A 20,486-nucleotide genomic window follows, 5' to 3' on the forward strand; every position below is an offset into this window, starting at 1 on the left:
GCTTGCAGGACCGCGCCGGCTTGTGGCTGCGCGGCCGTGGTTGAATTAAAAACCTAGCCTCATTAAACACCAAATAGGCGTCAAATGTTAGACAGGAGCAATACCCTGTCTTACAAATCATACAGCCCGGGCAAACCGAGGATGCGGCTCAGTTCTTCCAGTGCCGTGTGGACCTCGATGGCCAGTGCCGGATCGGCCAGATCGGCCGGTTCCAGCCGGTCGCGGTAATGCTTCTCTACCCACGCCACCAGCGTGTGGTACAGGGTTTCCGTCATCACCACGCCTTGATGCATAGCAGCCACTTCGGCCTCCGTCAGCGCCACGCGCAAACGCAGACAGGCTGGCCCGCCACCATTGCGCATCGACTGGCGCAGATCGAAGTGGATCAGTTCATCGACGGCGTCGCCGCTGGCCACCAGCCCTTGCAGATAGGCGGCGACGGCAGCGTTTTCCTGACATTCATGCGGAATCACCAGCGCCATCTTGCCGTTGTCCTTGCTCAGCAACTGGCTGTTGAACAGGTAACTGGCCACAGCATCGGCCACCGACACCTGCGCCGTATCGACGCGAATGGCATTCAGTTTGGCACCCACACCATCCATGGCCTGACGCAGCTGTTCCAGACTGTTGGCCGTGTCGGCAAACGCCTGCTCGTGATAGAACAGCACATTGGCATTGCCGACCGCGATCACGTCGTTGTGGAACACGCCCTGATCGATCACATCCGGATTCTGCTGGATGTAGACCGTACGGCCAGCGGACAGGCCGTGCAGACGGGCTACCGCCTGCGACGCTTCCAGCGTCTGGCGGGCCGGATATTTCTGCGGTGCGGGCACGGCTACATCGAACTCCGAACGGCCGTACACGAACAGCTCCACAGCGGAGTCGCCATGTGTGCTGCACAAACGGGTGTGGTTGGCCGCGCCTTCATCGCCGAACGCCGGCGTGCCGGGCAAGGCATCGTGCACGGCAAAGTGCTTCTCGTCCTTGAAGATGGCACGCAGCGCACGGGCCGACTGGGTATGCTCGTGGGCGCGGTGCAGCTTGTTATTCAGATTGGCCGGCGTGAAATGGGTGCGACCATCGGCCGTATCGGCCGAAGGGCTGACGGTGGCCGCATTCGCCGTCCACATGGGCGAAGCGGAATAGGCGCAGGCCAGCAGCACGGGTGCTTCCTTGGCCGCGCGCGACAACACCTCGGCATCCGTACCGGTAAAACCGACACTGCGCAGCAGACGGAAGTTAGGGCGATCCTGCGGCGGCAGCAGCGCCTGACCGAATCCGCGCTGGGCCAGCGCACGCATCTTGGCCAATCCCTGCAGGGCCGCCAGCTTGGGGTTGGAAGCGCTCTTGACGTTGCTGAACGAAGCCACATTGCCGAACGACAGACCGGCGTAGTTGTGCGATGGCCCTACCAGACCGTCAAAGTTAAATTCGCGTGCGCTCATGCCGGCTCCTTAGAAGTGCATGCCGGGCGACAGCTTGGCCGGCATTTCCAGTACATTGTTTTCGATCGAAGCGACCGGATAGGCGCAGTAATCGGCGGCATAGTAGGCGCTAGGACGATGGTTGCCCGATTTGCCCACGCCACCGAACGGCGCGCTGCTGGCAGCACCCGTGGTGGGACGGTTCCAGTTGACGATGCCGGCGCGGGCACGTACCTGGAAGGTCTTCCACAGTTGTTCATCGTTGGAGATCAGCGCCGCCGCCAGACCGAATTCGGTGGCGTTGGCAGCCTTCATGGCGGCGTCAAAATCGGCCACGCGGATCACCTGCAGCAGCGGGCCAAACCATTCTTCGTCAGGAATGCCCTGCGCGTTGGTCACATCAACGATACCAGCCGACACAAAGCCAGTGTTCTCGTCCAGTTGACGCATCTGCAGCAGGCTCACACCGCCCTTGGCGATCATGTCGGCCTGTGCCTGTACCAGACGTTTGGCCACGGCGGCCGACACCACAGGGCCCATGAACGGTGCCGGCTCGGCGGCCGAAGCGCCGATAGTCAGGCGGCTGGCCACATCGACCAGACGCGCAACAATCGCATCGCCTTCCGCGCCGGCACGCACGATCAGACGACGCGCGCAGGTGCAGCGCTGGCCAGCCGAAATAAAGGCCGACGAAATCGCCATGAACACGGCGGCGTCGATGTCTTTCACGTCCCACACTACCAGCGGATTATTGCCGCCCATTTCCAGCGCCAGCATCTTGCCCGGCTGGCCGCCGAACTGCTTGTGCAGCGCGCTACCGGTCTGGCAGCTGCCGGTAAACAGCACGCCATCCAGATGGGCGTTCTGGCCCAGCGCCACGCCCGTATCGCGCGCACCATTGACCAGATTGATCACGCCTTTCGGCACGCCAGCCTGCTCCCACAACTGCACGGTTTTCACGGCAGTGCGTGGCGCATATTCGCTAGGCTTGAACACCACCGTGTTACCGGCGATCAGGGCTGGCACGATGTGGCCGTTAGGCAGGTGGCCGGGGAAGTTGTACGGACCGAACACGCCGAACACGCCGTGCGGACGGTGGCGCAGCACGGCTTCGCCATCAGCCACCTTGGCATGGGTTTCGCCCGTGCGCGCGCCATACGACTGCACCGAGATATCGATCTTGTTAGCCATGGTGGTCACTTCGGTGCGGGCTTCCCACATCGGCTTGCCGACTTCTTCGGCGATCAAGAGCGCCAGCGCTTCGGCTTCCTGCTTGAGCAGATCGCGGAAACGGGTGCAAACGGCAATGCGCTCTTCCAGCGGCGTCAGCGCCCACGACTCGAACGCGGCGCGCGCAGCGGCGCAAGCCTGTTCCACATCCTGTGCAGTCGATTCGCGGCTGGCCCAGGTCTGCTTGCCATTCGATGGATCGATGGTAACCAGTTCGGCACCGCTACCGGCGCTCCAGACGCCGTTGATGAAATTGCTCAGCACATTAGACATGGGGATTCTTCCTCGGATTGAGTGTCAGGGTACGCACGCTATCGCCGGGTTGGCAATGCAGGATTTTTTGTTCGTCTTCTGGCAGCGCGATAGCGCCGTTGACGGGTACCGTCTGCGACAGGATCATGCGGAAGTCGCTCAGGTTGGTGTTCGAGATCAGCATAGGATCGCTGGCATCGGCATGCGGCGCGCAGGCGATTTCGCCTGCCATCACGGGGCCGATTTCGGCCAGCATACTTTCGCGCATGGCGCGCAGTTCCGATACGCGCGCCTGCAGCACAGGGCCGGCATCGAAAATGTCCACATAGCCTTCGAAGTACAGGCCTTCCTGTTCCAGCAGGCGGCGTGCCGGCGCGGTCGAAGTGTGCACTTTGCCGATCACGTCTTGCGCATCCTGCGGCAGATAATCGACGTACATCGGCTGGCGCGGCATCAGCTCGGCGATGAAGGATTTCTTGCCCACGGCGGTCAGCGCATCGACGTGATCGAACTCCATCTTGAAGAAGTGGCGGCCCAGACCTTCGTAGAACGGCGACCGGCCACTCTCCTCCTGATAGCCGCGCATTTCCGCGATCAGCTTTTCAGTGAACAGGTGCGGGAACTGGGCGATGAACAGGAAGCGGCACTTGGACAGCAGCTTGCCGTTGTTGCCCGTGCGGTAGTCCGGATGCAGGAACAGCGAGCACAGTTCCGTGCTGCCCGTCAGATCGTTCGACAGGTACAGGGTTTCCATGCGCGTGAACACATCGATCTCGCGGCTCGAATGCACCAGCGTGCCGATGCGGTAGTTATAGAACGGTTCCGTCAACCCCACGGCGCCCTTGATGGCGCACACGCCGGCGATGCGGCCGTTGTCGGTGTCTTCCATCACGAACATGTAGTCGCGCTTTTCCGGCGCGATGGTTTCCGCGAACGAGGCCACAGCCACGGCCAGACGGTCGCTCATCATCTTCATGTCGGGCTTGAGGGTGGTCATGCCGCTGCCAACCTGCGTCGCCATGACATACAGGGCATCGAGATCGTTAGCAGTAATAGCGCGTACAACTAGCATAGTGGTTCCACCTTAGATACGGACACAGATCACGGTATCGCCTTCGGTCACGCGCAGGGCTTCCTGCACATCGGCCGACAGCGACACGTTGACTTGCGATTCCAGCGCCGCACAGTGGGTCACCACTGCACGGAATTGATGTTCGGCGGCAGCCGCCACGGCATAGCGCACTTGCGGCTCGCGGCCACGGTCCGGCGCTTCGTCGGCCAGCGCCACGCGCCGCTGCAGCGCACCGCTGAAGGTACGCAGCGAATTCTTGTGCGCCTGCAGGATAGGCCCGCCGTCAAAGATATCGATGTAGTCGTCCGCTTCGAAGCCTTCTGCCGTCAGCAGGTTGAAGGCCAGCTCGCCGGACGGATGGATCTGCCCCATGGCGGCCTGCGCATCGCCGGGCAGCAGCGGTACGTAGACCGGATAGTGCGGCATCAGTTCGACGATCAGCGTGCGGTTACGCGCACCGCCGATCACCCGTTCTGCATCGAGGAAGTCCATCTTGAAGAATTTGCGACCGAGCGCATCCCAGAACGGCGAACCGCCCGTGCTGTCGGTCACGCCGGCCAGCGGCACGAAGAAGCGGTCCGAGAAGCGGTGCGGTGCCAGCACGGCAAACATCAGCCGGGCGCGCGACAGCAGCGCCGCTTCGGCTGTGCCGTGTTCGCGTTCGCCCACGTAGAAGCTCGATAGCTGCGAATAGCCGGTCAGCTCGGAGCACAGCGTCAGCGCATGCACGCTGTGGCTGATGTTCAGATCGCGCGACACCTGCTGGATCACGTCATTACGGAACGAGAAATAAGTGCCGTTGGAACCTGCCGCCGCGAAGATGGCCGCCGTGCCCACGATGCCCGGCTCGCCCGGCGCTTCCAGCACCAGCAGATAGGCTTCCTCGCTGGGGATATCGACGTGGGCGGCAAACGAAGCGATGGAGCGCTCCACCATGGCGACGATTTTCTCGCGCGTCTTCGGCAAGGTGTGCACACCCGGCATGCTCACCGCCGCCAGCGCTTCAAGGGCGGCAATATCCGTCAGCTCGACCGGACGAACTACATACATGTGGACTCCTTCGTGTGGTGCACAGTGCAATACGAACTAGCCCGGCAACAGGGTGCCGGGCCTAAATGAAAGACGGCGGAACCAGTCCGCCGTTACTACGAGCTGCCTATCAGGCTGCAGCTTTGATCATTTGATCCAGCGACAGGCGCAGAATGCGATCCGCTTCGGCGATCTGCTCGTCGCTGACGATCAGTGCCGGTGCCAGACGCAGCACGTCCATGCCGGCGATCAGCACCATCAGGCCATTCGCTTCGGCAGCGCGCTGGATGTCTTTCGAGCGACCTTTCCACGCATCCGTCACCACCAGACCCAGCAGCAGGCCGGCGCCACGTACCTGACCGAACACTTGCGAGTAGTCGGCCACCAGTTTTTCCATGGTCGAACGCAGCTTGGCGCTGGCTTCTTTCACGCGGGCCAGGAAGGCTGGCTGGTTGACGATTTCCAGCACGGTCAGCGCCACGCTGGTGGCCAGCGGGTTGCCGCCGTAGGTGGTGCCGTGGGTGCCCACGCTCAGCGCCTGCGCCAGTTCGTTGGTGGTCAGCATGGCGCCTATCGGGTAGCCATTGCCCAGCGCTTTGGCCGAGGTCAGGATGTCCGGAGTGATGCCGTAGGTCATGTAGTGGTACAGATCACCGGTACGACCCATGCCGCACTGCACTTCGTCGAAGATCAGCAGCGCGCCGGTCTTGTTGCACAGCTCGCGCAGTTCTTTCAGGAAGGCCGGATCGGCCGGCATTACGCCGCCTTCGCCTTGCAGTGGCTCGACCACCACGGCGCACACGTCATCGCCAATGGCAGCGCGGGCGCTTGCGATATCGTTGAACACGATGTGGTCGATCGAAGGAGGCAGTGGCTCGAAGCCTTCGGTGTACTTAGGCTGGCCGCCCACCGACACGGTGAACAGGGTACGGCCGTGGAACGATTGCAGGCACGATACGATGCGCGATTTGTGCGGGCCGAATTTGGTGTGGGCGTACTTACGCGCCAGCTTGAAAGCGGCTTCATTGGCTTCCGCGCCGGAGTTGCAGAAGAATACGCGGTCAGCGAAGGTGGCTTCGGTCAGGGCCTTGGCCAGACGCAGCACAGGCTCGTTGGTGTAGCCATTGCCCAGATGCCACAGAGTATTGGCCTGACGGGTCAGGGTGTCCACCACGGCAGGGTGGCAGTGGCCCAGTGCGGCCACGGCGATGCCGGAAGTGAAGTCCAGATAGTGCTTGCCATTCTGGTCCCACAGATCCAGGCCAGCGCCTCGTACTGGCACCATCGCTGCTGGTGCATAGGTCGGCACCAGAACTTCGTCAAAAGTTTGACGCGTTACAGGACGGTTGGCGATGGTTGAATCTAGCTTGGCGTTCATGGCATTCCCTATCAATGTTGGGTCAGTGCGGCACAGCACCGCGTGGACCCATTATAAAAAGCGGAATGCTAAAACTCTTTTCTAATGGCGACAAGGATTTTCACTTTTACCCAACAGGATAAAAGTTGACAATGTATACATTAACTGCCAGCATCGTCCAGCCGCACCTCCCCCCTATTTACAGGAGACCCCTATGCTTTCCAAGCGTACGCTGTGTTTGCTGTTGCTGGCCACTGCCTGCTCCCTCCCTACCCCCGCCCTGTATGCCGCCGACGACCCGGATGCCAGCTGGGCTGGCAAGCTGGAAAATGATCAGCTGCTGGCCACGCGCGCTGGCACCGGCCTGCAGGGCGCGCGCAACTGGATCGTGCGGCGCACTGCCGATCTGCTGATCATCGATGCGCCCGAGGGCGATACCCATCTGGCCATCATGGATTTACAGGCGCCGGACCTGGAGAGCGCTCTGCGCACCGTCTGGGCCAGCTACCAGCCCGGTTTTGCCCGAGCCCTCAAGCTCAGCACACCCACGCCGGCCAATGGCGGCTGGGATAGTGCTTTCAACGTGGATTATGAAACGTCCCCCAACGAACAGAAAATCTTGGCCGCCTTTGCCCTGCAAAAAGGCAATAGCTGGACTATCGCCTTGATCGACGGCAGCGATGCCACCATCGCCAAACGGGGCGCGGCCCTGAACCAGATGGTGCGCAGTGCTGCTCCCTTGGCGTATCAGAAAGAAAGCTTTGCTGACCGCAAGCCACAGCACATGGATGCGGCACGCATCGCCAAGCTGCGCAGCTTCCTCGAAGAAGCCATGGAGCTGATCGGCATACCGGGCGCCGGCTTCGCCATACTGGACCAGAATCAGGTGGTGTATGAGGGCGGCGTCGGCGTGCGCAAGCTGGGCCAGCGCCAGCCCGTCGATGCCCACACGCGCTTTCTGGCGGCGTCCAACACCAAGGGCATGAGCACGCTGCTGCTGTCGACACTGGTCGATGAAGGCAAGCTGCGCTGGAACCAGCCCGTGCAGCAAGTCTTCCCCAGCTTCCAGCTCGGCAGTGCGGACGTGAGTGCCAAGGTGGAAGTACGTCATCTGGTATGTGCTTGCACCGGCCTGCCACGGCAGGATTTCGAATGGATCTTCGAGTACCGCAATGCCACACCGGATACCTCGCTCAAACTACTGTCCAGAAATAGCCCGACCAGCGGCTTCGGCGAGGTGTTCCAGTACAACAATCTGATGGCCTCGGCTGCCGGCTATATCGGCGGCCATCTGGTCTACCCCGAGCTGCCGCTCGGTGCGGCCTACGACAAAGCCATGCAGAAGCGCATCTTCGATCCGCTCGGCATGCAGGATTCCACCTTCGATATGGCACGCGGCCAGCATGGCAACTACGCGCGCCCACACGGGCTGGATCGCCATAACAAGGTGGCCGAGCTACCGATGACGCTCAATTACGCCGTCGTGCCCCACCGTCCGGCCGGCGGCGTCTGGACTTCGGCCCACGACCTGATCCGCTATGTGCAGCTTGAAGCCAATCAGGGCAAGCTGCCGGACGGCCGCCAGCTAGTCTCGGCCGAAAATCTGCTGATGCGGCGCCAGCCGCAGGTCAGCACCGGCAACCAGACCTTCTACGGCATGGGCCTGTCCGTCGACCGCAGCATGGGCGTGGATGTGGTCCACCATGGCGGCAGCCTATTCGGCTACAAGAGCGACTGGTATCTGCTGCCCGATGCCGGCATAGGTGCGGTGCTGCTGACCAATTCGGAACAGGGCCGCGTGCTGCTGGGCGCTTTCCAGCGGCGCTTGCTGGAGCTGGTGTATGACGGTGAAGAAACGGCCATGAAAAATCTGCGCACCCGCGTGACTGCCGAAAAGGCCGAATTCAGCAAGAACTACCAGAGTTATACCCTGCCCGCGCAGGATGCCAGCCGGCTGGCACGGCGCTATCACAGCAAGGAGCTGGGCGAACTGAAGGTGCGCCATCAGGGCAAAGAGCTGATCTTCGATTTCGGCGAATGGCAGTCCGGCATGGCCTCACGCAAGAACGCCGATGGCACGCTGACCTATCTCACACTCGATCAGGGCTTTGCACCTGACCCGTTCGAGTTCACCGTAACGCAGCACCAAGGCAAGCGGGCACTCGTCACGCGCGATGGCCAGCATGACTATTTCTTCGTCGAACAGAAATAGCCCTTCCAGGCCCTAGGCCGGGGGCGCCAGTTTGCGCTGGCGCTCCTCGCGCGGGGTGTTGCCGAACAGCGCGCCAAACGCCGTAGAGAAGTGCGAGCCGGAGGAGAAGCCGCACATCAGCCCCACCTGCACGATGGAATGATTAGTTTCCAGCAGCAACTGGCGCGCCCGCTGCAGCCGCAGTTCCAGATAGTAGCGCGACGGCAGGCTGCCCAGATACTGCTTGAACAGACGCTCGAGCTGGCGGCGCGACAGCCCCACCAGATTGGCGATATCGTCGGTAGACAGCGGCTCTTCCAGATTGGTTTCCATCAGCGTCACAGCTTCGGACAGGCGCGGCTGCAAGGCGCCGAAGCGCGCCTGCAGGGCCACGCGCTGGCGCTCGTCGTGGCCGCGCACGCGTTCCACACACAAGCTTTCCTTGATATTCGCCTGCACGGTCGCGCCAAACAGCGCTTCGATCAGGGTCAGCGAAAAATCGATGCTGGCGGCACCGCCGCAGCAACTCAGGTGGCGTCCATCGAGCGCAAACAGATTTGGCGTGAGCACAGCGCGCTCGCTAAAGCTTTCCGTTTCCGCATACAGCGACCATGGCAGAGCGATGCGTACACCGGCCATGGCACCAGCCGCAGCCAGCCACAGCACGCCCGCGCCGACGCCGCCCCAGTAATCGGCCGAGCGGCAGCGCTCGATCACGGCGCGTATCAGTTCCGGTGAGAGCGGCGCCTGCTGCTCGTCAGCCACCAGCAGCGCGATATGCCAGCCCGGCTGGGCCAGCACCACCTGCGTGGGCGACATGGTTTCCAGATGCAGCACTTCGCGCCCCAGCGCGGCCGCCGCAAGGCGCAGCGGCTGCACGAGTCCGGCCCAGCTAATGGCGTCCGCTTCCCCTGCATTTACCAGCAGTATGCGCAAGGGACGCTGTTGCGCCAGAGGGGCGAGAGCTTCGAAAGACATGGGCGGCCAGTTTACTCCGGTGCCAGCGCGGCGGCCGGACGTTCCGTGCTCCACTGGCTGACGATCATGCCCGAGATCAGCAGGCCGGCGCCCAGCAGACCATTCCATGCCAGCGTTTCGCCGAGCCAGAAATAGGCGAAGATGGCAGCGCAACCCGGCTCGAAAGCGTAGATCACGGCCGCTTCGTTGGCACTGCTGTGGCTCTGACCCCAGGTCTGCAGCGAGATGATGGCGGCCGTGGCCACCGTGCCCAGATACAGCAGATTCCAGCCATAGGTATTCAGGCCGGTGCTGATGTAGGCTATGTAGTTCGGTAATTCTTCGGCGCGCTCGGCGCTGCCTAGCGGTACTTCGCGGATCAGCAGCCAGAGCGCCGCGCACAGCGCCACGGTAACGATCTGCGCAGCCGTCAGCGTCATCAGGCGCTCGACCTTGCGGGTAGTGGTTTCCATCAGCTTCACGTAGATACCGAAGAACAGCGCGCACAGCAGCGCCAGCGTATCGCCGCGGCCCCAGGTAAAACTGCCTTCCCAGCACAGTGCAAACAGGCCGGCCAGCGCCAGCGCAAGTGCCAGCATGATGCGGCGTTCCAGCTTCGCGCCCATCAGCACACCCAGCAACGGTGGCACCATCACATTCAGCCCCGTCACGAAAGCATTGCGGTTGGAACTGGTCAGGGCCAGCCCTTCGATCTGGAACACGTAGCACAGAAACAACACCACACCGGCCACAGCACCCCAGCCGAGGTCGCGCAGACGGGCGCGCCACAGAAATGGCAACAGCAGCACACTGGCCAGCGCGAAGCGGCATAGCACGATCCAACTGGCCGACAGATAGCCCGTCATGTCTTTCATTGCAGGGAAAGTCGTGCCCCAGACCAGAGTAACGATGAGTAAAGCGCTAATGCCTCGCAAGTGTTGTGACATTTCTGGCAATCCAAAAGAGCGGAGCCAACATTGTACGCTGCAGCGTTTCAGTTGGCGATGCGGCTATAATCATGGCCTATGGGTGAACGATTCTTGAAGAGCATCCGGCTACTGGCCGAATGTATGCAGGGCTATGAACGCCTCTCTGGCTGTTATGTACGCCAGAGTGGTCTGACACATGCCCAGTTCGACATCATCGCCACACTGGGCAACACCGCCGGCATGTCTTACAAGGAACTCGGAGAAAAGACTCTGATTACCAAGGGCACGCTGACGGGTGTGATCGAACGGCTGGAGCAGAAAGGGCTGGTGGAGCGTCAGCGCAGCGATTGCGACAAGCGCTCCTTCTTCGTGCGCCTGACGGCAGAGGGCGAGCGTACGTTTGCCTGCGCCTTCCCGCAAGTGGTGCAGCAGAGCGGTAAAGCTTTTGCCCACTACAGCGAGGAAGATTTCCGCGCGCTCGAAGCCAGCCTGAGCACGCTCAAGGCCGCCATCACGACCAGTTTGCAGGAATGCCCGTCCACCCCTGACTCAACCAAGGAAAACTTTTGAAAACGACATTGATCGCCGGCGTGAAGCCCGCCAAATTCGACAAACACATCATCGGCAACCTGCTGCTGAATCAGGCAACGGAAGACGAAGTACGCATGGAAAAACTGCTGATCGGCGTGCGCAATGAAGATGGCGAAATCTACCGCCTGATCGGCGCCACCAAACCGAACAGCTTCATGAACGCAGTAGAAGAGCTGGGCGAACTGGATCTGATCGACGAACTCAAAGACTACGACGATCCGCAGGATGGCTACGACGCCATCTTTAGCGAAGAGTAATTCCTTACGACTCGTCGCGTATCCCCAGCTCGGCGCGCCAGCTTTTCAGCAGCACGCCGCGCCGCACGGGATAGCGCTCCGCCAGCGTCTGCACGGCGCTGATGCGGTCGATGCGAAAGTGCCGGTAGGCCGAGCGCATTTCGCACCATGCGGCCAGCAAGCGCTTGCCTTCGAAGAAGGCCAGCGCAAACGGCCACACCATGCGCTCGGTCGCGCGCCCCTGTTCATCGCAGTAGGACAGCAGCAAGCGCTGCTGGTAGCGGATCGCCTCGCGCACGGGCTGCACATGCGCATCGCTGACGGCGCTGGCATCGTCGCCGATCGGCACCCACAGGCTGGTCTCGGCCATATCGTCGCGCAGGTCTTTCGGCGTGGCGGCAGCAATACGTGCAAGCGCACTCTGCGCGGCAGCAGCCAGCCCCGCATCACCCTGCCGCCGCACCCAGCGCGCGCCCAGCACCAGCGCTTCAATTTCATCGACACCGAACATCAGCGGCGGCAGAAAGCTGCCCGCCTTGAGCCGGTAGCCTATGCCGGCCTCGCCTTCGAGTGGCGCGCCCAGATCACCGAGTGTCTTGATATCGCGGTAGATAGTGCGCTCGGACACGCCAAGCTGCTCGGCCAGCCGCGCCGCCGTCACAGGATGGCGATACCCGCGCAGCGCATCCATCAGCAGAAACAAACGCCCACTACGACTCATCGCTTCTCCACAGCGGGGTCAGGTCGGGCATTGGCGCAGAGCTCGCTTATAAATAGGCGAGCTCTGCGCCAATGCCCGACCTGACCCCTCAAATAAAAAAAAACCCCCGTTGAACTGCGCGCTCAGCGGGGGATCGTTGCAACCGTCAGCGCTTAAACCACGGCGCCGTCAGTCTCGTCTTTTTCCTTGACCGGCTTGATCAGGTCTTCACGCTTCACGCCCAGCCACATGGCCACGGCAGCAGCCACGAACACGGACGAGTAGATACCGAAGCAGATACCGATGGTCAGCGCCATGGCGAAGAAGTGCAGCGTCGGGCCGCCCAGGAACAGCATCGACAGCACCATCATCTGGGTACAACCGTGGGTGATGATGGTACGCGAGATGGTCGAGGTGATCGCGTTGTCGATCACTTCATGCACGGAAGCTTTACGCTGCTTGCGGAAGTTCTCGCGGATCCGGTCGAAAATCACCACCGATTCATTCACCGAGTAACCCAGCACGGCCAGCACACCGGCCAGCACGGTCAGCGAGAATTCCCACTGGAAGAAGGCGAAGAAGCCCAGAATGATCACCACGTCGTGCAAGTTAGCGATAATCGCAGCAACCGCGAACTTCCACTCGAAGCGGATGGCCAGATAGATCATCACGCCCACCACCACGGCGGCCAGTGCTTTCAGGCCGTTCTCGGTCAGCTCGTCGCCCACCTGCGGACCAACGAACTCCACCTTCTGCAGCGACACCGCTTCGGCGCCGGCCGCATCGGCGCAGCTCTGCTTAACCACGTGCTCGCCCTTGGCGGTTACCGTGTCGATGTCTTTCAGGCTACCGCTTTCGGCTTTGCACAGTGCGTCGAACACCTGTGCCGAAGCGTCTTTCGGCGTGACGTTCTTCACCACCGGCAGACGCAGCATCACGTCGTGCGCAGTGCCGAAGCTGGTCGCTTCCGGCTGTTCGTAGCCTATCTTCTCCAGCGTGCCGCGTATCCGTTCCAGATTCGCCGCCTGCTGGTAGCGCAGTTCCATCACCGTACCGCCGGTGAATTCCACCGACAGGTGCAATCCCTTATGCAGCAGGAAGAACACGGCCGCCACGAAGGTCAACGCCGAAATGACGTTGAACACCAGCGCGTGGCGCATGAACGGGATGTCTTTTTTAATGCGGAAAAATTCCATGTTTACAGTCCCTGTTTATTTCTGACTATTTCTGATCCGGTACCCAGACGGTACCGATGGCGATAGCTTGCAGCTTCTTCTTGCGGCCGTACCACAGGTTGACCACACCGCGCGACACAAACACGGCGGAGAACATCGAGGTCAGAATACCCAGCGTGTGTACCACGGCGAAGCCGCGCACAGGACCGGAACCGAAGGCCCAGAGTGCCAGACCAACGATCAGGGTGGTCACGTTAGAGTCGATAATGGTGGCCCATGCGCGCTCGAAACCGGCCGAAATGGCTGCCTGCGGCGAAGCGCCGGCCCGCAGTTCTTCCCGCACACGTTCGTTAATCAGCACGTTGGAGTCAATCGCCATACCCAGCGCCAGCGCAATTGCGGCCATGCCCGGCAGCGTCAGGGTAGCCTGCATCAGCGACAGCAGCGCTACCAGCAGCAGCAGGTTGACGCCCAGCGCCAGCACGCTGAAGAAGCCGAACATCATGTAGTAGACCAGCATGAACACGGCAATCGCGGCAAAGCCGTAGATGGTCGAGTGCATACCTTTGGCGATGTTTTCCGCACCCAGCGCAGGGCCGATGGTGCGTTCTTCGATCACTTCCATCGGTGCCGACAGTGCGCCGGAGCGCAGCAGCAGAGCCAGTTCGGCCGAGTTTTCGGCGTTGCCCATACCGGTGATCTGGAAGCTGCTACCGAATTCGCTCTGGATGGTGGCTACCGACAGCACTTCCGGTTTGCCTTTTTCAAACAGCACGATGGCCATGCGCTTGCCCACGTTGTCGCGGGTCAGGTCACGCATCTTGCGGCCACCATCACCGTTCAGGGTGATGCTGACAGCAGCCTGCTGGTTCTGGTCGAAGCTGGCAATCGCGCTGGAGATGTAATCACCGGTGATGACCACATCCTTGCTCAGTACCACAGGCACGTTGCGGCCCACGGTGAACAGCTCGGAGTTGAACGGAACCGCCGACGACAGTTCGGTGCCCGGGGTGATGGAGTTATCCACCATGCGCACTTCCAGCGTGGCGGTACGGCCGATCACGGCACGCGCGCGGGCCACGTCCTGCACGCCGGGCAGCTGCACCACGATGCGGTCAGGACCTTGCTGCTGGATGACCGGCTCGGCCACACCCAGTTCGTTCACCCGTTTCGACAGGGTGGAGATATTCTGCTTCACGCCATCATCGATGGTCTGCTTGAGTGCAGCCGGTTTCAGGCTCACCACGGTTTTCAGCGCATCGCCTTCGCCGCTATCGACGAAGGACAGGTCGCCCAGCTGGCTAGCCAGTACGTCCTTGGCTTTCTGGCGGGTGGCATCGTCGCGGAAGCGGATTTCGATGTTGTCGCCCACGCGGTCGATACCGGCGTGACGCACATTTTTGTCGCGCAGCTGGCTACGCGCCGCAGCCTGAATACCCTGCACGCGCTTGTTCAGCACGGCCTTGGTATCCACCTGCATCAGGAAGTGCACGCCGCCGCGCAGGTCCAGACCGAGGTACATCGGCAGGGCGTGCAGCGATTGCATCCATTTAGGGGTGTCCGATTGCAGATTCAGTGCCACCAGATAGGTCGGATCGGCCGGATCGGCATTCAGGCCTTTTTCCAGCACGGCCTTGGCGCGGAACTGGATATCGGGATCGGCAAAACGGGCGCGCACGGAGGCGTAAGTGCCGCTGCCATCGAAGGCGATGCCGTTGTTGGCGATGTTGGCTGCTTTCAGCACATCGTCCACCTTGGCCACCATATCGGCCGTCATCTTGACGGTGGATTTACCACTCGTCACTTGAACCGCAGGCGACTGGCCGAAGTAGTTGGGCGCCGTGAACAGTGCGCCCAGCAGCACGGCCGCGAGGATCAGTATGTATTTCCAGAGAGGATAGCGATTCATAATTTCAACGTTGTAGTGTGGCGTTGGATGCAACACGGCCCGCGTTACAGCGGGCCGCAGCAATTACAGCGTTTTCAGCGTGCCCTTAGGCAGCAGCATGGTGACGGAGTTTTTCTGCACCACCAGTTCGGTGCCGCTGGAGACTTCCAGGGTCACGTACAGATCGGTCACTTTGACTACTTTGCCCAGCACGCCGCCGGCCGTCACGACTTCGTCGCCCTTGGTCAGCGCGTCCATCATGGCTTTCTGTTCTTTCATGCGCTTTTGCTGAGGACGAATCATCAGGAAATACATCGCAACGAACATCAGGATCAGCGGCAGGAAGCTACCGATGTTGCCACCCAGACCGAGTGCGTCGAGCGGGGAAGCGGATTGGGCGTATGCGTTGGAAATGAACACAGGTGACTCCGATAATAGTTAAAAAAATTAGCGCTGTATTCTAGCACTGGCCGGAAGGCGCTAGGACTTCTGGCCATATGGGAGGGATAAATCTTTTTACAAGACTCATCCGCAAATTAGTTGTTGTTTAAACACCACGCGCGCGGTCCGCATGGAATTGCAGCGTCCATGCGTGGAAACGGTCCTCGTCCAGCGCTTCGCGCATCTGGCGCATGATGTCGAGGTAGTAGTGCAGGTTGTGGATGGTGTTCAGGCGCGCGCCGAGGATTTCCTGCGTGCGGTTCAGGTGGTGCAGATAGGCACGCGAGAAGTTACGGCAGGCGTAGCAGGTGCAGCTGGCGTCCAGCGGCTCCTTGTCATCCTTGTAACGCGCATTCTTGATTTTGATGTCGCCGAAGCGCGTGAAGATCCAGCCGTTACGGGCATTCCGGGTCGGCATTACGCAGTCGAACATGTCGACGCCGTTCGACACGCCGGCCACCAGATCTTCCGGCGTACCCACGCCCATCAGGTAGTGCGGCTTGTTAGGCGGCAGTTTCGGGCCGACGTGGGCCAGTATGCGCATCATGTCTTCTTTCGGCTCGCCAACCGACAGGCCGCCTATGGCCAGACCGGGGAAGTCGATCTTTTCCAGACCTTCCAGCGATTCGTCGCGCAGCATTTCGAACATGCCGCCCTGCACGATGCCGAACAGCGCATTCGGGTTTTCGCCACGGTGGAATTCGTCGTGCGAGCGCTGGGCCCAGCGCAGCGACATGCGCATCGACTTGGCCGCTTCATCCAGCGTGGCCGGACGGTCGCCGATCTTGTATGGCGTGCATTCGTCGAACTGCATGACGATGTCGGAATTCAGCACGCGCTGGATTTGCATGGAAATCTCGGGCGAGAGGAATAGCTTGTCGCCATTGATAGGCGAATTGAAGTGCACGCCCTCTTCCGTAATCTTGCGCATGGCGCCCAGCGAGAACACCTGAAAACCGCCCGAGTCGGTCAGGATAGGCTTGTCCCAGCCCATGAAGTCATGCAGGCCGCCGAATTTGGCCATCACATCGTTGCCGGGGCGCAGCCACAGGTGGAAGGTATTGCCGAGGATGATCTGGGCGTTGATTTCCTTCAGTTCCAGCGGCGACATGGCTTTTACCGAGCCATAGGTACCGACCGGCATGAAGATCGGCGTCTGTACTTCACCGTGATTGAGTTTCAGCGTGCCGCGGCGGGCTTTGGTCAGACCGCTACTATCGGTCTTGAGCAGTTTAAATTCCAGCATGGTTATCCTTTATTTGCACGCGCTTGGGTAGTCAGCAGCATGGCATCGCCATAGCTGAAGAAGCGGTATTCATTGGCGATCGCATGGGCGTAAGCCTTGCGTATCGGTTCAAAACCGGCGAAGGCCGACACCAGCATCAGCAGGGTCGATTTCGGCAGGTGGAAGTTGGTGATCAGGCGGGTGACGGTCTTGAATTCGTAGCCGGGCGTGATGAACAGGGCCGTATCGGCGCTGCCCGCTTCCAGCTGGCCGCTTTGCGAAGCCGATTCCAGCGCACGCAGGCTGGTGGTGCCGACGGCCACCACATCGCGCCCTGCGGCACGGGCGGCGCGCACGGCGTCCACGGTTTCCTGCGGCATGGTGTACCACTCGGTATGCATCTTGTGCTCGGACAGCACCTCATTGCGCACCGGCTGGAAGGTGCCGGCACCGACGTGCAAGGTGACGAAGGCAAAGTTCACGCCCTTGGCTTTCAGCGTCGCCAGCAGCTTTTCGTCAAAGTGCAGGCCGGCCGTCGGCGCGGCCACGGCACCGGGCACCTTGTTGAACACGGTCTGGTAGCGGTTTTCATCAAAGCTGTCGGCCGCGTGTTCGATGTAAGGCGGCAGCGGCAGACGGCCGTGCGCCTCGATCAGCTCGAACACATCGCCATCGAAATGCAGGGTGAAGAACTCGCCGGCGCGCTCGCCCACCGTCACCGTGAACGCGTCCGCCAGCCGGATTTTCACGCCGGGGCCGGGCGACTTCGACGCTTTCACCTGCGCCAGCACCGTGCGCGAATCCAGCACCCGCTCGACCAGCGCCTCGATCTTGCCGCCACTTTCCTTGACACCGTAGAAGCGCGCTTTCAGCACACGGGTATCATTCATCACCAGCAGATCACCGGCCTGCAGCAGATTGACGATATCGGCAAACTGGCGGTCGATGATCTGCTCGCCATCGAGATGCAGCAGGCGGGAAGCACTGCGATCAGGCAGCGGGAATTGCGCAATACGCTCTTGCGGCAAGTTAAAATCGAAATCGGAAAGCGTGTACATATACGAACTTCTGGAAACTGTTGACGAAAATACGGGTAGGCCCAAAACCGGTGCTAGCCTTACAATACTGGCGGCCAACCCTCTATTTTACGCTAGCGCCCGAAAATTGCTCGAATATGCCTGTTGCAAGCACTAAATCTAGTCCCAGCGCTAGTCCCAGCGCCACCGCCAAAGGCGCGCGCAAAACTGTCAGCCCGCAGGCCAGACTGGCCAAGCTGGGCCTGCATACGGACATGGATCTGGTGCTGCACCTGCCCATGCGCTACGAGGACGAAACGCAAGTCATCAGCATAGAAGAAGCCTGCCTGCATGGCGGCCAGACTTCGCAGGTAGAAGGCGTGGTGGTCAAGAACGAGATCGCCTTCAAGCCGCGCCGCCAGCTGCTCGTGCATATCGCCGACGAAACGGGCGATCTGCAACTGCGCTTCATGAACTTCTACGGCAGTCAGGTAAAGCAGCTGGCCGAAGGCACGCGGGTACGTGCCCGTGGCGAACTCAAACACGGCTTCTTCGGCGCCGAGATGGTGCACCCGGCCTACAAGGTCATCAACGAAGGCGCGCCGCTGCCTACTTCGCTCACCCCCGTGTATCCGGCTGGCGAAGGTCTGTCCCAGCCGATATTACGGCGCGCCATCGGCGACGCCATGAAGCGCATAGACTGGACCGATACCCTGCCCGCGCAGCTGCGCCAGCGCATGCAGCTCAGCGATTTCGAACCGGCCGTGAAGCTGCTGCACTATCCGCCCCAGCAGGTGGACGAGCACGCGCTGGCCGACCGCTCCCACCCCGCATGGACGCGCATGAAGTTTGACGAGCTGCTGGCCCAGCAGCTCTCGCTCAAACGGGCCCAGCGTGCGCGTCGTGCCAAGGGTGCAGCAGCGCTGACGGTGACGGGCGATCTGTCAGCCCGCTTCGAGGCCTCGCTACCATTCAAACTGACGCGCGCGCAGCAGCGCGTGCTGGGCGAAATCCGCAACGACTTGCGCCACCCCTACCCTATGCAGCGCCTGCTACAGGGCGATGTGGGCAGCGGCAAGACGGTGGTGTCGGCACTGGCCGCAGCACAAGCCATCGATAGCGGTTTTCAGGCCGCGCTGATGGCGCCCACGGAGATACTGGCTGACCAGCACTTCCGCAAGATCGCTGCGTGGATGGAGCCGCTGGGCGTGAAAGTGGCATGGCTGACGGGCAGCCTGAAGAAAAAGGACAAGCTGGCCGCGTATGCCCTGATCGAATCGGGCGAGGCCCAGCTGGTAATCGGCACCCATGCGCTGATACAGGATGCCGTCAACTTCGCCAATCTGGGACTGGTGATCGTCGACGAGCAGCACCGCTTCGGCGTGGGCCAGCGCCTTACGCTACGCAACAAAGGGCAGGAAGGCGCCATACCGCACCAGCTGATGATGTCGGCCACGCCGATACCGCGCACGCTGGCCATGACGTATTACGCCGATCTGGAAGTCTCGGTGATCGACGAGCTGCCGCCCGGCCGCAGCCCCATCGTCACCCGAGTGATCGACCAGAACCGCCGCGACGAGGTGATAGAACGGGTACACGCGGCCGCACTGGAAGGCCGGCAGATCTACTGGGTCTGCCCGCTGATCGAAGAATCGGAAGCGCTGCAGCTGCAGACCGCTACCGACACCCACGCCCTGCTGGCCGAAGCCCTGCCCGATCTGAACGTGGGGCTGGTGCATGGCCGCATGAAACCACTAGAGAAGCAGCAGGTGATGGATGCCTTCAGCGCCAACCAGATGCAGGTGCTTGTGGCCACCACCGTGATCGAGGTCGGCGTGGACGTGCCGAATGCTTCGCTGATGGTGATCGAGCATGCCGAACGTTTCGGCCTGTCGCAGCTGCACCAGTTGCGCGGACGGGTGGGACGGGGTTCGGCAGCCAGTGTCTGCCTGCTGCTGTATCAGAGCCCGCTCGGTGGCGTAGCCAGGCAGCGCCTGATGACGATGCGCGAAACCACCGACGGTTTCGAAATTGCGCGGCGCGATCTGGAAATCCGCGGCCCCGGCGAATTCCTCGGTGCGCGCCAGTCCGGACAGGCCATGCTGCGCTTTGCAGATCTGGAAACGGATGGCTGGCTGGTGGATCAGGCGCGCGACGTGGCGCACGATCTGCTCCACGCCAACACGCCCGAAAAAGCCGCCACGGTGGAAGCCCATCTGGCCCGCTGGCTAGGCGGGCGCGAAGAGTTCCTGAAGGTATAAGGCTTACTTGTAGATGCCGCAGCCGATGATCAGATCATCGTGCTTCTCGACATAGGTGGACTTGGCTTCCACCGTCGAAGTGACAGGATTAGGCCACTGATAATGTATCCAGCCACTGCCCTTGGTCTTGGCCACCTCGACAAACTCCTTGATGATCAGGGTGCCGTTGGCATCGCGTAGCTGCATCAGGTCTTTGCCTATCAGCTTGGGATTGGCACCGTGGGCCAGATTAAAACCCTTCATGTCGTACACGATGATGTACAGATCACGGTCGCGGAACTGCCCCTTGGGGTCATTAAACGCTGCAAACGCTTTATCGCGTCCATTCGCTTTCAGGTAGTCGGCAGCTTTGCGGACCATCGCCACCGCTTCATCGGCCGTACCCCGCTCTGCCGCCATGGCACTGCCGTGCAGGCCCAGCGCCAACAACACCAATGCCATTAGCTTGAATAACTTTGCCATGATGTCTCCTCCGTTTTTGTGACGTACACGCGCCACCACGTCACGTT

The 20,486-nt window shown here is 61.2% G+C and carries 18 protein-coding genes; 4 read left to right on the top strand and 14 right to left on the bottom strand.

Annotation, left to right across the window (positions count from 1 at the left end):
* Window positions 1–110 precede the first annotated feature (110 nt).
* The 5 genes from astB to astC form a co-directional block, all read right to left on the bottom strand.
* On the bottom strand, window positions 111–1,448 hold the full coding sequence (gene astB / locus GM655_RS20830) for an N-succinylarginine dihydrolase (protein WP_155436595.1): 1,338 nt from the start codon (window positions 1,446–1,448) through the stop codon (window positions 111–113).
* 9 nt (window positions 1,449–1,457) lie between these two features.
* Window positions 1,458–2,921, bottom strand: a complete 1,464-nt coding sequence (gene astD / locus GM655_RS20835; RefSeq protein WP_371866918.1) for a succinylglutamate-semialdehyde dehydrogenase — start codon at window positions 2,919–2,921, stop codon at window positions 1,458–1,460.
* A gap of 1 nt (window position 2,922) precedes the next feature.
* Window positions 2,923–3,981, bottom strand: a complete 1,059-nt coding sequence (astA, locus tag GM655_RS20840; RefSeq protein ID WP_155436597.1) for an arginine N-succinyltransferase — start codon at window positions 3,979–3,981, stop codon at window positions 2,923–2,925.
* A 12-nt stretch (window positions 3,982–3,993) separates the two neighbouring features.
* The gene (locus tag GM655_RS20845) at window positions 3,994–5,031 is read right to left on the bottom strand and encodes an arginine N-succinyltransferase (RefSeq protein ID WP_155436598.1); all 1,038 of its coding nucleotides are present in this window, start codon (window positions 5,029–5,031) and stop codon (window positions 3,994–3,996) included.
* 109 nt (window positions 5,032–5,140) lie between these two features.
* Window positions 5,141–6,388, bottom strand: a complete 1,248-nt coding sequence (gene astC, locus GM655_RS20850; protein ID WP_155436599.1) for an acetylornithine/succinylornithine family transaminase — start codon at window positions 6,386–6,388, stop codon at window positions 5,141–5,143.
* A gap of 193 nt (window positions 6,389–6,581) precedes the next feature.
* Between astC and GM655_RS20855 the strand changes: the two genes are divergently transcribed.
* Entirely contained in the window at window positions 6,582–8,579 is a 1,998-nt protein-coding gene (locus tag GM655_RS20855) for a serine hydrolase domain-containing protein (RefSeq protein WP_229632676.1), read from the top strand.
* Between the two features lie 12 nt (window positions 8,580–8,591).
* On the opposite strand, the gene GM655_RS20860 is transcribed toward GM655_RS20855, so the two are convergent.
* Together GM655_RS20860 and GM655_RS20865 are read right to left on the bottom strand one after the other, a co-directional pair.
* Window positions 8,592–9,536, bottom strand: coding sequence for a GlxA family transcriptional regulator (locus GM655_RS20860; protein WP_155436600.1), 945 nt, complete (start codon window positions 9,534–9,536; stop codon window positions 8,592–8,594).
* 11 nt (window positions 9,537–9,547) lie between these two features.
* Entirely contained in the window at window positions 9,548–10,462 is a 915-nt protein-coding gene (locus GM655_RS20865) for a DMT family transporter (protein WP_155436601.1), read from the bottom strand.
* Between the two features lie 78 nt (window positions 10,463–10,540).
* Between GM655_RS20865 and GM655_RS20870 the strand changes: the two genes are divergently transcribed.
* The gene (locus GM655_RS20870; protein ID WP_155436602.1) at window positions 10,541–11,014 is read left to right on the top strand and encodes a MarR family winged helix-turn-helix transcriptional regulator; all 474 of its coding nucleotides are present in this window, start codon (window positions 10,541–10,543) and stop codon (window positions 11,012–11,014) included.
* On the top strand, window positions 11,011–11,292 hold the full coding sequence (locus GM655_RS20875) for a hypothetical protein (RefSeq protein WP_155436603.1): 282 nt from the start codon (window positions 11,011–11,013) through the stop codon (window positions 11,290–11,292). Before GM655_RS20870 ends, GM655_RS20875 begins: the two co-directional genes overlap by 4 nt.
* A 4-nt stretch (window positions 11,293–11,296) precedes the next feature.
* Here GM655_RS20875 and GM655_RS20880 read toward each other — a convergent pair whose 3' ends face one another.
* The 6 genes from GM655_RS20880 to queA all read right to left on the bottom strand — a co-directional run bounded on the left by GM655_RS20880 (window position 11,297) and on the right by queA (window position 17,758).
* Window positions 11,297–11,992, bottom strand: a complete 696-nt coding sequence (locus tag GM655_RS20880) for a helix-turn-helix transcriptional regulator (protein WP_196308818.1) — start codon at window positions 11,990–11,992, stop codon at window positions 11,297–11,299.
* A gap of 152 nt (window positions 11,993–12,144) precedes the next feature.
* Window positions 12,145–13,167 (bottom strand): protein translocase subunit SecF, encoded by a 1,023-nt coding sequence (gene secF / locus GM655_RS20885; protein WP_155436604.1) that lies wholly within the window; start codon window positions 13,165–13,167, stop codon window positions 12,145–12,147.
* Window positions 13,168–13,192: 25 nt separating this feature from the next.
* Window positions 13,193–15,055 carry a protein translocase subunit SecD gene (gene secD / locus GM655_RS20890; RefSeq protein ID WP_155436605.1) on the bottom strand — a complete coding sequence of 621 codons (1,863 nt, stop codon included), beginning with the start codon at window positions 15,053–15,055 and terminating at the stop codon, window positions 13,193–13,195.
* Window positions 15,056–15,118: 63 nt separating this feature from the next.
* Entirely contained in the window at window positions 15,119–15,454 is a 336-nt protein-coding gene (yajC, locus tag GM655_RS20895; RefSeq protein WP_161033360.1) for a preprotein translocase subunit YajC, read from the bottom strand.
* Window positions 15,455–15,581: 127 nt separating this feature from the next.
* A complete protein-coding gene (gene tgt, locus GM655_RS20900) occupies window positions 15,582–16,721 on the bottom strand; it encodes a tRNA guanosine(34) transglycosylase Tgt (RefSeq protein WP_155436606.1) in 1,140 nt (379 codons plus the stop codon).
* 2 nt (window positions 16,722–16,723) lie between these two features.
* Window positions 16,724–17,758 carry a tRNA preQ1(34) S-adenosylmethionine ribosyltransferase-isomerase QueA gene (gene queA / locus GM655_RS20905; RefSeq protein ID WP_155436607.1) on the bottom strand — a complete coding sequence of 345 codons (1,035 nt, stop codon included), beginning with the start codon at window positions 17,756–17,758 and terminating at the stop codon, window positions 16,724–16,726.
* 116 nt (window positions 17,759–17,874) lie between these two features.
* Between queA and recG the strand changes: the two genes are divergently transcribed.
* Entirely contained in the window at window positions 17,875–19,977 is a 2,103-nt protein-coding gene (gene recG / locus GM655_RS20910) for an ATP-dependent DNA helicase RecG (protein ID WP_155436608.1), read from the top strand.
* A gap of 3 nt (window positions 19,978–19,980) precedes the next feature.
* On the opposite strand, the gene GM655_RS20915 is transcribed toward recG, so the two are convergent.
* On the bottom strand, window positions 19,981–20,439 hold the full coding sequence (locus GM655_RS20915; RefSeq protein WP_155436609.1) for a cache domain-containing protein: 459 nt from the start codon (window positions 20,437–20,439) through the stop codon (window positions 19,981–19,983).
* Window positions 20,440–20,486 lie beyond the last annotated feature (47 nt).

It is taken from the genome of Pseudoduganella danionis, from assembly GCF_009720775.1.
In the GTDB taxonomy this organism is placed as follows: Bacteria; Pseudomonadota; Gammaproteobacteria; order Burkholderiales; family Burkholderiaceae_D; genus Rugamonas; species Rugamonas danionis.